Genomic DNA, 13,376 nt, shown 5'->3' on the forward strand with positions numbered 1-13,376 from the left:
AAAGGGTCGCCGCGTAGGGCGGATAACGCCTGTGGCGTTATCCGCCCTACGTGTCTGGCCTGATATTCAATGGGTCAAGGCAACACCCGGCATACGCCTCCTTCCCCTGACAGGGAAGGGCCGGGAACCTGGGGAGGACAAGGCGTGGCATCTGTAGGGGCGAGCCTGCCTGCCATGGTTGTCCGGGCGGGGCTTGCGGGCGGGCTCGCTCCTACGGCGGCCGGCAGCACCGGTTCATCGGGCTCAGATCATCGGATCCCAGCGCTGCGACCAGTCCGGGTCCTGCGCCACCACCTCGCGCAGCAGCGCGAAGGCCTGCTGCAGCACCTGCGAATCGCGGTCCCGCGAATACACCAGATAGGTCGGGTAGCTGAACTCCGGCGCCTTGGGCACGCGGCGCAGTACCTTGCGGTCCAGATAACTCTGTACCACCCGCGTGCGGAAGTAGCCCGAGCCGCCGTTCTCCAGGATGTACTGCAATGCCAGCGGGCCGAGGTTGAACGATACCGGCGCCTTGGACAGTTCCGGCAGGGCGCTGTCGTGCTGCTGGCGGAAGCCATCGCCCCAGTCGATGTAGACGTAGGGCTCGGGGTTCTGCGCACGCACCAGGATCAGCTTCTCCTCCAGCAACTGCTCCACCTGCATCCCCGGCCAGTAGGTCGGCTGGTACACGAGCGCGGCATCCAGCACGCCCAGCTCCAGCTGGCGCAGCAGGCTCTGGCCGTCGCCAATCTCGGCGCGCACTGCGTGGTCACCGATCGACTGGCGGATACGGCTGACCCAGCGCAGCATCAGCGGGTTGCACAGGCTCACCTCGCCACCGATATGCAGCACGTTGTGGATGCCTTCGGGCAATGGCAGGTCGCGCTGGGCGGCCTCCCAGGTCTGCAGGATCTGGTTGGCGTAGGTGACGAAGGCCTCGCCGTCCGGCGTCAGTCGGGCCCCGGCGCGGTTGCGCACGAACAGCGTGCAGTTGAGGTGCGCCTCCAGCTTCTGCACCCGCGCGGTGACGGCGGTCTGGGTGACGTGCATGCGGTCGGCGGCGGCCACGAAGCTGCCGTGGCGGACGATTTCCAGGAAGGTGCGGGTGAGGTCGATGTCCATGCGAGAGCTTCTGCGCGAATCAGACGGCCAGTGTAACGGAAAGGGCGGTTAGCCCAGGTGAACTGAAAGCGCGGTCAGCCCAGGTGACTGAGCAGGTCACGCTCCAGCGCGGCGATCAGGTCGGTCTGGGTGATCACGCCCACCAGTTCGCCACGTTCCAGCACAGGCAGGCAGTGCAGGCCGTGGTCGGAGAGCAGCGGGATCAGTTCCACCGCATGGGTGTCGGCATCCACGTGCAGCACCGGGCGGGTCATCACTTCGCCCAGCAGGCGGTCGCGGTGCAGGCCGATGCCGCCCAGCAGGCGCTTCCACCAGACGCCCCTGGGCACCAGCAGGTCGATCAGGCTGACGATGCCCACCAGCCGGCGCTCCTCGTCGAGGATCGGCAGAGCCTTCAGGTGGTGCTTCACCAGCAGGCGCAGGGCGTGGCTGAGCGGGGTTTCCGGCGAGGCACAGATCAGGTCGCGGGACATCACTTCCCGCGCGCGGGTATCGCCCATGCTGCGGCGCAGGGCGTGGCGCTCGGTGCTGCGCACCAGGCGCTCGAGGTCGTCGCGGGTGATGTCGACAAAGCCCTCAAGCTCGTCCAGCGCCTGGTCGAGGTCGGCGGCCTGGATGCCGACCCGCGCGCCGGGGGCAAGGTCCTGGGTCTGGTGATTGTCCGGCGCGAGGCTGCGGCGGCGCGGGTAGGGCATGCGCGTCAGGTTGTTGAACAACAGGGCCAGCAGCACCAGGCCGAGGCCGCCGCTGATGGCGGATAGCGATGCCATCCACACCGGCTCGCCAGGTACGGGTGAGGCGAAAACCATGCAGAAGGCCAGCGCACCGCCGGGCGGATGCAGGCAGCGCAGTGGGTACATCAGCAGCAGGCTCAGGCCCAGGGCTAGGGCCGCGCTGGCGATGCCGGCGGGCAGGAAGAGGCCGATCAGCAGCGCCACCAGCGAGGCGCACAGGTAGCTGCCGATCACCGACCAGGGCTGGGCGAGGGCGCCGGAAGAGACGGCGAACAGCAGCACCGCCGAAGCGGCCCAGGGGCCGGCGAAGTGCAGCGCCACCGAGGAGCCGAACAGCAGGCCGCAGGTGGCGGCGCTGAGCAGGAAGCCGAGGCTGGCGCCGAGCGAGGCGCGCAGCCATTCGCGCGGGCGGGTGTGGGGAATGTCGGGCAGGTACGTGGCGGCGCGGTGCCGCCAGCCGGTGAGGGCGGGCATCGGAAGGTCCGGGGAGCGAAGTCTGAAAAAACGGGCTCTCGCGGGAAAGAGCCCTGCAAGGTGCCAACATCGGCACTCGGGGAGGCTCCGTCCTTGGAGCAGGAAATCACTAGCGTCGGAGATCAGGCGCGCAGTCGGTAGGGCGGAGGCGGCTCCGGCAGCGGCTGGACGATTCTTTCGCAGTGCCGGCCGGTGGCCGCGCTCATGCGTCGTGCGGCGTCCGGGTCGTCGGCGAAAGGCAGCAGTGCCGCCTGCTCGTCGTCATGGCGACAGGATTGCCAGCAGGCGGCGATACAGGCGATCAGGCCGATAAGGCTCAGCAGCATCGTCGCCTCCTCAGGCCGCGGCCGCTTCGAGGTTCGACACCGGCTTGCCGGCGCGCACCGTGGCCCAGGTATTCCAGGCCATCAGCAACATGCCGCTGGCGAAGGTGGCCCCGCCGATCAGGCGCACGATGTAGCCCGGATGGCTGGCCGCCAGTGCCTCGACGAACGAGTAGGTCAGCGTGCCGTCCTCGTTCACCGCGCGCCACATCAGGCCTTGGGTGATGCCGTTGACCCACATCGAGGCGATGTACAGCACGGTTCCGATGGTGGCTAACCAGAAGTGCGCATTGATCAGCCCGACGCTGTGCATCTGCTCGCGACCGTAGAGCTTGGGGATCATGTGGTAGAGCGCGCCAATGGAGATCATCGCCACCCAGCCCAGGGCGCCGGCATGCACGTGGCCGATGGTCCAGTCGGTGTAGTGCGACAGCGAGTTCACCGTCTTGATCGCCATCATCGGGCCTTCGAAGGTGGACATCCCGTAGAACGCCAGGGACACCACCAGGAAGCGCAGGATCGGGTCGGTGCGCAACTTATGCCAGGCACCGGAGAGGGTCATCATGCCGTTGATCATGCCGCCCCAGCTGGGTGCCAGGAGGATCAGCGACATCACCATGCCCAGCGATTGCGCCCAGTCGGGCAGGGCGGTGTAGTGCAGGTGGTGCGGGCCGGCCCAGATGTACAGGGTGATGATCGCCCAGAAGTGCACGATGGACAGGCGATAGGAGTAGATCGGTCGCTCGGCCTGCTTGGGCACGTAGTAGTACATCATGCCGAGGAAGCCCACCGAGAGGATGAAGCCCACCACGCTGTGGCCGTACCACCACTGGATCATCGCGTCGGTAGCGCCTGAGTAGAGCGGGTAGGACTTGAACAGTGTCACCGGGATCGCCAGGTGATTGACCACGTGGACCATCCCGGTGACCACGATGAAGGCACCGTAGAACCAGTTGCCGACGTAGATGTGGCGCACCTTGCGGCGGGCGATGGTGCCGAAGAACAGGTAGGCATAGATCAGCCAGAGGAAGGTCACCCAGACGGCGATGGGCCACTCCATCTCGGCGTATTCCTTGGACGTGGTGATGCCCAGCGGGTAGCTGATCACCATGGCCACCAGGCTTGCCTGCCAGCCCCAGAACAGCAGGTTGGCCAGGCTGTCGGAGATGATCCGCACACGGCAGGTGCGCTGCACCACGTAGAAAGAGGTGGCGAACAGCGCGCTGCCGCCGAAGGCGAAGATCACCAGGTTGGTGTGGATCGGCCGGATGCGCCCAAAGCTGGTCCAGGGCATCTCCAGGCTCAGCTGCGGCCACACCAGCTGGGCGGCGATGAATACGCCCATGAGCATCCCGAGGATGCCCCAGCCCAGGGTGGTGAGGGTGAAGCGGCGAACGATGTCGTAGTTGTATTCGGCGTCGCGGGGGGTGTGCTGATCGAGGGGTATCGCGCTGTCCATCTTGATTCCGTCGTACTCCGGTTGACTGACGGCTCCCTGGGCACCCGAGAGTGCTAAGCGTTGCTTAATCGGCGAAGAGGCAAGGTAGGAGGCAATTCGCCGCAGGGAGCCCGATCAGTCTGAACAGCGGCGATGGATGCAACAAACGAATAATAATGCTGCATAAGTGCAGTTATTTTGATTTCAAGGTGGAGTGCTGGCACGCGGCCGCTCTGCAATGCCTTGTCCGGGGTCAAGGCCGACGAGCAGCGCAGCGGAAAGGAAGAGGTACGACGTGGGCTGGATGTATTCTGAAAATTGCAGCGTCAGTGCAATTCAATTCATTTAAAACCGTTTCGCGAGACGGTCTAGGATGGGCCTTCGCGATGACCTGGGGGCGTCATGTCCGACGATCTGATTGACTGGTTGCAGACCTTGATGCGCGCCGAGCGCGCTGGTGCACGGGTGATGCTTGACAGCCTGCGGCAGGCCGACGAGGCCGTGGCACGCAACCGCCTGGAGCGTTTGCACCAGGGCGAGGCGGAAAGCTGCCGGCGCCTGCGTCGTTGCCTGGAACGACTGGGCGCCACACCGGATACCGGCGTGGGCGATTTCCATGCCAGCGCCATGGCCATCGACGACCTGGAGCTGCGCTTCGACTTCATCGGCCGTGGCCAGCGCTGGGTTGCCCGGCAGATCACCCAGCGCCTGCCCCAGATTGACGAACCGTGGCTGCGCGAAGAACTGGAGGCGGTGCTGCGGTTGCATCAGTGAAGCCCTGCAGATCGCGGCGGAATCGGCAACTACCGGGAAACTCCGGCGCTCCTACAGACGGAACACGGGAGCAGGAGAGAGTCATCACACAACGGCTCGACCATGGCCGCGCGCCATCCCGATGTTGTACGATGACCGCCACTTCATCCATTCCAGCGACCACCATGCCGACCAGCCCGCTTCCCCGCAAACGTTCCCGCAGCCTCGCCCATGACGTGGTCGCCGAGCTTTCCGCGCGTATCCGCGATGGTCGCATCAAGCCCGGAGACAAACTGCCCACCGAGTCGGCAATCATGGCCGAGCAGGGCGTCAGCCGCACCGTGGTCCGCGAGGCGATCTCCCGGCTGCAGGCCGCGGGGCTGGTGGAGACCCGTCACGGCATCGGCACCTTCGTGCTGGACACGCCCAAGGACGGCCCGTTCCGCATCGACCCGGCGACCATCGTCACCCTGCGCGACGTGCTGGCCGTGCTGGAACTGCGTATCAGCCTGGAGGTGGAGTCCGCCGGGCTCGCCGCCCAGCGCCGCAGCCCCGAGCAACTGCAGGGCCTGCGCGATGCCCTGGATGCCCTGGAGGAGAGCCAGGCCAACGGCCGCGACGCGGTGGCCTCGGACTTCCAGTTCCACCTGCGCATCGCCGAAGCAACCGGCAACCCGTACTTCACCGACATCATGAGCCACCTGGGGGCGAGCATCATCCCGCGCACCCGCCTCAATTCGGCGCGCCTGGCCCATGACGACCAGAGCCACTACCTGGCGCGGGTCAACCGCGAGCACGAAGACATCTTCGACGCCATCGCCCGCGGCGACACCGACGCCGCCCGCGCCGCGATGCGCCTGCACCTCACCAACTCCCGCGAACGCCTGCGCCGCGCCCACGAATCGGCCGAAGAAAAACTCGGCTGACGAGCGGACGGAAGAAAAGGTTGTCTGACGACTTGTCGGCTTTTGTTTGTAGTTGTACGATGACCGACAACATGACGCCATAAGCCGATTGTCGTTGCACCTCTTCCTATAAAAATTCGCTTTGCAGGGTGATCGCCAATGAATCCACAAGAACTGAAGTCCACCCTTTCGTCCGGTCTGCTGTCGTTCCCCGTGACGGACTTCGATACCCAGGGCAACTTCCGCGCGGACACCTACGCCCGCCGCCTGGAGTGGCTGGCCCCTTACGGCGCTAGCGCACTCTTCGCGGCCGGCGGCACCGGCGAGTTCTTCTCGCTGGAGCCCAATGAGTTCTCCTCGATCATCAAGACCGCGGTGGATACCTGCCGTGGCCAGGTACCGATCCTCGCCGGCGCCGGCGGCCCGACCCGCCAGGCCATCGCCTACGCCCAGGAAGCCGAGAAGCAGGGCGCCGCCGGCATCCTGCTGCTGCCGCACTACCTGACTGAAGCCAGCCAGGAAGGCCTGGTGGCCCACGTCGAGCAGGTCTGCCGCTCGGTGGACTTCGGCGTGGTGGTCTACAACCGCAACGTCTGCCGCCTCAATGCCGACAGCCTGGAAAAGCTGGCCGACCGCTGCCCGAACCTGATTGGCTTCAAGGACGGGATCGGCGAGATCGAGCCGATGGTTGCCATCCGCCGCCGCCTGGGCGAGCGCCTGACCTACCTCGGCGGCCTGCCGACCGCCGAAGTCTACGCGGCGGCCTACAAGGCGCTGGGCGTGCCGGTGTATTCCTCCGCTGTCTTCAACTTCATCCCGAAGACCGCCATCGACTTCTACAACGCCATCGCCAGCGACGACCACGCCACGGTCAACCGCCTGATCGACGACTTCTTCCTGCCGTACCTGGCCATCCGCAACCGCTGCGAAGGCTACGGCGTGAGCATCATCAAGGCCGGCGCCAAGCTGGTTGGTCATGACGCGGGCCCGGTGCGCGCACCGCTGACCGACCTCACCGGCGAAGAAGTCGAGATGCTCGACGCGCTGATCAAGAAACTCGGCCCGCAGTAAGCCGGAGGTCCCCGTGGCACATCAGTATTCGCACTACGTCGACGGCCAGTGGCTGGCCGTCACCGACGCAACCCCGAACCGCAACCCGTCTGACCTATCCGACGTGGTCGGCGACTACGCGCTGGGCGACGCCGCGCTGGTCAACCAGGCAGTGGAGGCGGCCCGCGCCGCTTTCCCGGTCTGGTCCAACAGCAACGTGCAGGCCCGCGCCGACGCGCTGGACAAGGTCGGCAGCGAGATCCTCGCCCGCCGCGCCGAGCTGGGCGCGCTGCTGGCGCGGGAGGAGGGCAAGACCCTTCCCGAAGCCATCGGCGAAGTCGGCCGCGCGGGGAACATCTTCAAGTTCTTCGCCGGTGAATGCCTGCGCCTGGCCGGCGACCTGCTGCCCTCGGTGCGCCCCGGCGTCAGCGTCGAGGTGACCCGTGAAGCGGTGGGCGTGGTCGGCCTGATCACCCCGTGGAACTTCCCCATCGCCATCCCCGCGTGGAAGATCGCCCCGGCCCTGGCCTACGGCAACTGCGTGGTGATCAAGCCTGCCGACCTGGTGCCCGGCAGTGCCTGGGCGCTGGCGGAAATCATCTCCCGCGCCGGCTTCCCCAACGGCGTGTTCAACCTGGTGATGGGCCGTGGCAGCGTGATCGGCGAGGCCCTGGTCAACCACCCGCAGGTGGACGCCGTGAGCTTCACTGGCTCGGTCGGCGTCGGCCGGCGCATCGCCGCGCAGTGCGTGGCCCGTGGCGCCAAGGTGCAGCTGGAGATGGGCGGCAAGAACCCGCAGATCGTCCTCGATGATGCGGACCTCGCCAGCGCCGTGGAGCTGTCGGTGCAGAGCGCCTACTACTCCACCGGCCAGCGCTGCACCGCGTCGAGCCGGCTGATCGTCACCGAAGGCATCTACCCGCGCTTCGTCGAAGCCATGGTCGAGCGCATGCGCCGGATCAAGGTAGGCAATGCGCTGCAGGACGGCATCGACATCGGCCCGGTGGTTTCCGAAGCGCAGTTGCGCCAGGACCTGGACTACGTCGAGATCGGCCGCAACGAAGGCGCACGCCTGCTGTTCGGCGGCGAGCGCCTGTCGCTGGCCACCGAGGGCTACTACATGGCCCCGGCGCTGTTCGACGAGACCACCCCCGACATGCGCATCAACCGCGAGGAAATCTTCGGCCCCGTGGCCAGCATCCTCAAGGTGAAGGACTACGACGAAGCGCTGGCCCAGGCCAATGCCACCGAGTTCGGCCTGTCCGCCGGCATCGCCACTACCTCGCTCAAGCATGCCGCGCACTTCAAGCGGCACGCCCAGGCCGGGATGGTGATGGTCAACCTGCCCACCGCCGGCGTGGATTACCACGTGCCGTTCGGCGGTCGCAAAGGCTCGTCCTACGGGCCGCGCGAGCAGGGCCGCTACGCCCAGGAGTTCTACACCACGGTGAAGACCGCCTACGTCGGTGCCTGACCGATAGCAGTACCCGCGGGTGGCGCCTGCCAGCGCCATCCGCTGCACAAAACATGACCCGAACCCCGACACAAGAACAAAGCAGGGGAAATACCATGACCATCGACTGCCCGCCGTCGACACGTACCCGCGAACCCAGGCGCTGACCGCGCCCCGAGCTGTCCCACTCCGCTCAACTTCGCAGGTAGGTCGTCATGCAGAACCGTCCGATCTCACATCGCCGCGCCACCGTGCGCCGGCTTTCCCCGCTCCAGTTCCCTGGCCGCGTCGTGTCGTCTCGCCTGCTCGCCAGGCGTCCGGCGGGGCCCTTTTCTTCGCTCCACGCTCTCTCGCTGTACGCCATCCGGCTGCCTGCCGGCCGTGGCGCGCTATCTGCTGTGTCGCTCGCCGCTGTGTCCTGCGTGCGAGTCGGAACGGACGTACCGGCCGCGCCCGCCGTACGTCGGCAAGGAGGCGGTAACGGCTCGCCACGACGGGCCGGCTGATAATCTGGCCGGCCTGCGCCGGTCGCTCCCATAACAACAAGACACGAGACGCAATCGATGAGCCAAGCAACCGCCAAACCGACGCATGTGCGTTACCTGATCCTGCTGATGCTGTTCCTGGTAACCACCATCAACTACGCCGACCGCGCCACCATCTCCATCGCCGGCTCCAGCCTGCAGAAGGACCTGGGCATCGACGCGGTCACCCTGGGCTACATCTTCTCCGCCTTCGGCTGGGCCTACGTGGCCGGGCAGATTCCCGGCGGCTGGCTGCTCGACCGCTTCGGCTCGAAGAAGGTCTACGCCGCGGGGATCTTCATCTGGTCGCTGTTCACCTTCCTGCAGGGCTTCGTCGGCTACCTGCCGGTAGCCAGCGCGGTGATCGCACTGTTCCTGCTGCGCTTCATGGTGGGCTTCGCCGAGGCGCCGTCCTTCCCGGGCAATGCGCGCATCGTCGCCGCCTGGTTCCCTACCGCCGAGCGCGGCACGGCCTCGGCCATCTTCAACTCTGCGCAGTACTTCGCCACCGCGCTGTTCGCGCCGATCATGGGCTGGATCGTCTTCCACTTCGGCTGGGAGCACGTGTTCGTGGTGATGGGCGTGCTGGGCATGGTCTTCGCCGGTATCTGGATGAAGACCATCTACAACCCCAAGGAACACCCGCGCACCAACGCCGCTGAAATCGCCGCCATCGAAGCCGGCGGCGGCATGGTCGACATGGACCAGAAACGCGCCAGCGACGGCCCGAAATGGCACTACGTCAGCCAACTGCTGCGCAGCCGCATGCTGCTGGGCGTGTACCTGGGCCAGTACTGCATCAACGCCATCACCTACTTCTTCCTCACCTGGTTCCCGGTGTACCTGGTGCAGGAGCGCGGCATGTCGATCCTCAAGGCCGGCTTCATCGCCTCGCTGCCCGCGCTGATGGGCTTCCTCGGCGGCGTGCTGGGCGGGATCATCTCCGACTACCTGCTGCGTCGCGGCCATTCGCTGACCTTCGCCCGCAAGCTGCCGATCGTCTGCGGCCTGCTGCTGTCCACCACCATGGTGTTCTGCAACTACGTCGACGCCGAGTGGATGGTGGTCGGCTTCATGACCCTGGCGTTCTTCGGCAAGGGCCTGGGCGCGCTGGGCTGGGCGGTGGTGGCGGACACCTCGCCCAAGCAGATCGCCGGTCTTTCCGGCGGCCTGTTCAACACCTTCGGCAACCTCGCCTCGATCACCACGCCGATCGTCATCGGCTACCTGATCAGCGCCACCGGCTCGTTCAAGTGGGCCCTGGTATTCGTCGGCGCCAACGCGCTGGTGGCCGTGCTGAGCTACCTGTTCATCGTCGGCCGCATCGAGCGTGTGGAGCTGCGCGAAGAAGACCCAAAGGGTCGCCAGGTGCCTGAAAAACGTCTGGCCCCGGCCAATTCCTGAGCAGTTCCGGGGGTATTTCGGAGATGAGTGTCATGCAGTTGATCCCGCACCAGGATTCGCCGCGCTACGTGAAATTGCACGCGGACGATAACGTCGCCATCGTCGTCAACGACCAGGGCGTCGCCGCTGGCGGTCGCTTCCCGGATGAGCTGGTGGCCGCCGAGTCGATCCCGCAGAGCCACAAGGTGGCGCTGGTGGATATCGCCGAAGGCGCGCCGGTGCTGCGCTACGGCACGGTGATCGGCTACGCCCTGGCGCCCATCGCCAGGGGCCGCTGGGTCACCGAGCAACTGCTCAGCCTGCCGGAGCCGCCGGAGCTGGACGCGCTGCCGCTGGCCACCGAAGTGCCGCCCACTGCTGAGCCGCTCACCGGCTACAGCTTCGAGGGTTACCGCAATGCCGACGGCAGCGTCGGCACGCGCAACCTGCTGGGCGTCAGCACCACGGTGCAGTGCGTGACCGGTGTGCTGGACCACTGCGTGGAGCGCGCCCGTCGCGAACTGCTGCCCAAGTACCCGCACGTCGATGACGTGGTGGCGCTGACCCACAGCTACGGCTGCGGCGTAGCGATCAACGCGCCGGATGCGATCATCCCGATCCGCACGCTGTACAACCTGGCGCGCAACCCCAACCTCGGCGGCCAGGCGCTGGTCATCGGCCTGGGCTGCGAGAAGTTGCAGCCGGTGCAACTGATGGACGGCGACGCACTCACCGCCGGGCAGGACGAGGCGCAGTGGCTGTACCGCCTGCAGGAATCCGGCAACGGCTTCCAGGGCATGGTCACGCAGATACTGGAGCTGATCGAGGAGCGTCTGGTGGTCCTCGACCAGCGCCGCCGCGAGACGGTGCCGGCCTCGGAACTGGTGGTGGGCATGCAGTGCGGGGGCAGTGACGCCTTCTCCGGCGTCACCGCCAACCCCGCGCTGGGCGTGGCTGCCGACCTGCTGGTGCGGGCCGGCGCCACGGTGATGTTCTCCGAGAACACCGAGGTGCGCGACGGTATCCACCTGCTCACCGCCCGCGCCGCCAACCGCGAGGTGGCCGAGCAACTGGTCGCCGAGATGGACTGGTACGACCGCTACCTCGCCCGCGGCATGGCCGACCGCAGCGCCAACACCACGCCCGGCAACAAGAAGGGCGGGCTGAACAACATCGTCGAGAAGGCCATGGGGTCCATCGCCAAGTCCGGCAGCAGCGCCATCGCTGGTGTCATCCCGCCGGGCGCACGGGTGAAGGGCAGGGGGTTGCAGTACTGCGCCACCCCGGCCAGCGACTTCATCTGCGGCACCCTGCAACTGGCTGCCGGCATGAACCTGCACATCTTCACCACCGGACGCGGCACGCCCTACGGGCTGGCCATGGCGCCGGTGATCAAGGTGGCGACCCGCACCGAACTGGCCGAGCGCTGGCCGGACCTGATCGACGTCGACGCCGGCCGCGTCACCTCCGGGCGCATGACCCTGGACGAGCTGGGCTGGGAAATCTTCCAGCTCTACCTCGACGTGGCCAGCGGAAAGGTCCACACCTGGGCCGAGCGGCATCACCTGCACAACGATCTGGTGCTGTTCAACCCGGCCCCCGTGACTTGATGCAACAGCTGGGCTGATCCACCCCTGATCGTGATCGACGGCGCCTCCCGGCGCCGCCGGCCTCCCTTTGCCTGAAATCCCGCGCCTGCCCGCACCACTGGGACGGGTGGCGCTCACCCTGAAATCCACGACCCGGAGACAACAATGAAAAACTCCACCCTGGGCGCTGCCATCGCCTGCGCCGCCCTCGGCCTTCTCGTGCCCGCCGCCCAGGCTGCCGGCTTCATCGAAGACAGCAAGGCCAGCCTGACCCTGCGCAACTTCTACATCAACAGCGACAACCGCAATGGCACGGCCGAGCCGAGCCACCAGGAAGAGTGGGGCCAGGGCTTCATCCTCAACTACGCCTCGGGCTACACCCAGGGCACGGTTGGGCTGGGCGTCGACGCCATCGGCCTGCTCGGCATCCGCCTCGACAGCGGCGGTGGCACCCATTACGAATCGGCCAGCCAGCAGGCGGGTACGGTGTTTCCGTCGAAAAGCAACGGCGAGGCGGTGAACGACTTCAGCAGCTTCGGCCCGACCCTGAAGGCGAAGATTTCCGGCACCGAACTGCGCTACGGCACCCTGATGCCCAAGCTACCGGTGGTGACCTACAACGACGGTCGACTGCTGCCCGGCACCTTCGAGGGCGGGCAGGTGACCAGCGCCGATATCGACAACCTCAGCCTGGTGGCCGGCAAGCTGGAGCACACCCGTGGGCGCAACTCCAGCGACTGGCGCGGCATGTCGATCCAGGGCGCCAACAGCGGCGCCACGGCTCGCGACAGCAACGAGTTCTACTACGCCGGCGGCGACTACAAGCTGAGCAAGGACCTGACGCTGCAGTACTACTACGGCCAGCTCAGCGAGTTCTACCAGCAGCACTTCCTCGGCCTGCAGCACAGCCTGAACCTCGGCCCCGGTGTGCTGAAGACCGACCTGCGCGCCTTCGACAGTGATTCCGACGGCAAGAACGGCAGCACTTCCGGCCGTGCCGACGGTTACCTCTCCAGCGGCTACTACGGCAACCGGGTGACCAAGGGTGAAGTGGACAACCGCGCCTACAGCGGGATGTTCACCTACAGCCTGTCCGGGCACAGCCTCGGCGCCGGCTACCAGGTCATGAACGGCGACAGCGACTTCCCCTACCTGAACCGTGGTGATGGTGCCAGCGGCAGCGCGTACCTGATCACCGACGTGCAGATCGGCAAGTTCCTGCACGCAGGCGAACGCACCTGGGTGGCGCGCTACGGCTACGACTTCGCCCAGGCCGGCTTGCCGGGCCTGACCTTCGCGGCGATCTACCTCAAGGGCGACGACATCAAGACCGCCAGCGGCGACCAGGGCGAATGGGAGCGCGACCTGACGCTGTCCTACGTGATCCCCGAAGGCACCCTCAAGGGCCTGGGCTTCTCCTGGCGCAACGCCATGCTGCGCAGCGGCCTGCCCGCCAGCGGCTCCGGCACCCCGACCCAGCGCGACCAGGACGAGAACCGGCTGATCGTCAGCTACTCCCTGCCGCTGCTGTGAGTTCAGGAATGCAGAGACCGTAGGGCGCATAACCTGGAACAGGTTATCCGCCGTTCGCCTCCACCAGTGGCGGATAACGCTGGCGCGTTATGCGCCCTACGAGACTGGCGGCG

11 protein-coding genes are annotated in these 13,376 nt (G+C 66.6%); 7 read left to right on the forward strand and 4 right to left on the reverse strand.

Annotation, left to right across the window (positions count from 1 at the left end):
• Nucleotides 1-243: 243 nt before the first annotated feature.
• The 4 genes from IB256_RS07915 to ccoN all read right to left on the reverse strand — a co-directional run bounded on the left by IB256_RS07915 (nt 244) and on the right by ccoN (nt 4,094).
• Nucleotides 244-1,104 carry a LysR family transcriptional regulator gene (locus IB256_RS07915; protein WP_192295805.1) on the reverse strand — a complete coding sequence of 287 codons (861 nt, stop codon included), beginning with the start codon at nt 1,102-1,104 and terminating at the stop codon, nt 244-246.
• A 74-nt stretch (nt 1,105-1,178) separates the two neighbouring features.
• Nucleotides 1,179-2,312, reverse strand: a complete 1,134-nt coding sequence (locus IB256_RS07920; RefSeq protein ID WP_192295804.1) for a CBS domain-containing protein — start codon at nt 2,310-2,312, stop codon at nt 1,179-1,181.
• A 122-nt stretch (nt 2,313-2,434) separates the two neighbouring features.
• Nucleotides 2,435-2,638 (reverse strand): hypothetical protein, encoded by a 204-nt coding sequence (locus tag IB256_RS07925; RefSeq protein WP_192295803.1) that lies wholly within the window; start codon nt 2,636-2,638, stop codon nt 2,435-2,437.
• A gap of 10 nt (nt 2,639-2,648) precedes the next feature.
• Nucleotides 2,649-4,094 carry a cytochrome-c oxidase, cbb3-type subunit I gene (ccoN, locus tag IB256_RS07930; protein WP_192295802.1) on the reverse strand — a complete coding sequence of 482 codons (1,446 nt, stop codon included), beginning with the start codon at nt 4,092-4,094 and terminating at the stop codon, nt 2,649-2,651.
• Between the two features lie 381 nt (nt 4,095-4,475).
• Between ccoN and IB256_RS07935 the strand changes: the two genes are divergently transcribed.
• The 7 genes from IB256_RS07935 (at nt 4,476) to IB256_RS07965 (ending at nt 13,263) form a co-directional block, all read left to right on the forward strand.
• Nucleotides 4,476-4,847 carry a DUF6306 domain-containing protein gene (locus IB256_RS07935; RefSeq protein ID WP_192295801.1) on the forward strand — a complete coding sequence of 124 codons (372 nt, stop codon included), beginning with the start codon at nt 4,476-4,478 and terminating at the stop codon, nt 4,845-4,847.
• 164 nt (nt 4,848-5,011) lie between these two features.
• Entirely contained in the window at nt 5,012-5,752 is a 741-nt protein-coding gene (locus IB256_RS07940; protein ID WP_192295823.1) for a FadR/GntR family transcriptional regulator, read from the forward strand.
• Between the two features lie 138 nt (nt 5,753-5,890).
• Nucleotides 5,891-6,802, forward strand: a complete 912-nt coding sequence (gene kdgD / locus IB256_RS07945; RefSeq protein ID WP_081519705.1) for a 5-dehydro-4-deoxyglucarate dehydratase — start codon at nt 5,891-5,893, stop codon at nt 6,800-6,802.
• Between the two features lie 13 nt (nt 6,803-6,815).
• On the forward strand, nt 6,816-8,255 hold the full coding sequence (locus tag IB256_RS07950; RefSeq protein WP_192402018.1) for an aldehyde dehydrogenase family protein: 1,440 nt from the start codon (nt 6,816-6,818) through the stop codon (nt 8,253-8,255).
• 542 nt (nt 8,256-8,797) lie between these two features.
• Complete coding sequence (locus IB256_RS07955) at nt 8,798-10,162, forward strand: MFS transporter (RefSeq protein ID WP_081519707.1); 1,365 nt, start codon at nt 8,798-8,800, stop codon at nt 10,160-10,162.
• 32 nt (nt 10,163-10,194) lie between these two features.
• Entirely contained in the window at nt 10,195-11,751 is a 1,557-nt protein-coding gene (gene garD / locus IB256_RS07960; RefSeq protein ID WP_192402020.1) for a galactarate dehydratase, read from the forward strand.
• Nucleotides 11,752-11,895: 144 nt separating this feature from the next.
• On the forward strand, nt 11,896-13,263 hold the full coding sequence (locus tag IB256_RS07965; RefSeq protein WP_192402022.1) for an OprD family porin: 1,368 nt from the start codon (nt 11,896-11,898) through the stop codon (nt 13,261-13,263).
• Nucleotides 13,264-13,376: the final 113 nt, after the last annotated feature.

The sequence above is a fragment of the Pseudomonas sp. PDM17 genome (assembly GCF_014851985.1).
Taxonomy (GTDB): Bacteria; Pseudomonadota; Gammaproteobacteria; order Pseudomonadales; family Pseudomonadaceae; genus Pseudomonas.

Bases quoted from the DNA above. Each gene is read 5' to 3' on its own strand.
- IB256_RS07965 (WP_192402022.1), top strand. From the start codon at position 11,896: ATGAAAAACTCCACCCTGGGCGCTGCCATCGCCTGCGCCGCCCTCGGC.
- IB256_RS07920 (WP_192295804.1), bottom strand. From the start codon at position 2,312: ATGCCCGCCCTCACCGGCTGGCGGCACCGCGCCGCCACGTACCTGCCC.
- IB256_RS07940 (WP_192295823.1), top strand. From the start codon at position 5,012: ATGCCGACCAGCCCGCTTCCCCGCAAACGTTCCCGCAGCCTCGCCCAT.
- IB256_RS07925 (WP_192295803.1), bottom strand. From the start codon at position 2,638: ATGCTGCTGAGCCTTATCGGCCTGATCGCCTGTATCGCCGCCTGCTGG.
- garD (WP_192402020.1), top strand. From the start codon at position 10,195: ATGCAGTTGATCCCGCACCAGGATTCGCCGCGCTACGTGAAATTGCAC.
- IB256_RS07955 (WP_081519707.1), top strand. From the start codon at position 8,798: ATGAGCCAAGCAACCGCCAAACCGACGCATGTGCGTTACCTGATCCTG.
- kdgD (WP_081519705.1), top strand. From the start codon at position 5,891: ATGAATCCACAAGAACTGAAGTCCACCCTTTCGTCCGGTCTGCTGTCG.
- IB256_RS07915 (WP_192295805.1), bottom strand. From the start codon at position 1,104: ATGGACATCGACCTCACCCGCACCTTCCTGGAAATCGTCCGCCACGGC.
- IB256_RS07935 (WP_192295801.1), top strand. From the start codon at position 4,476: ATGTCCGACGATCTGATTGACTGGTTGCAGACCTTGATGCGCGCCGAG.
- ccoN (WP_192295802.1), bottom strand. From the start codon at position 4,094: ATGGACAGCGCGATACCCCTCGATCAGCACACCCCCCGCGACGCCGAA.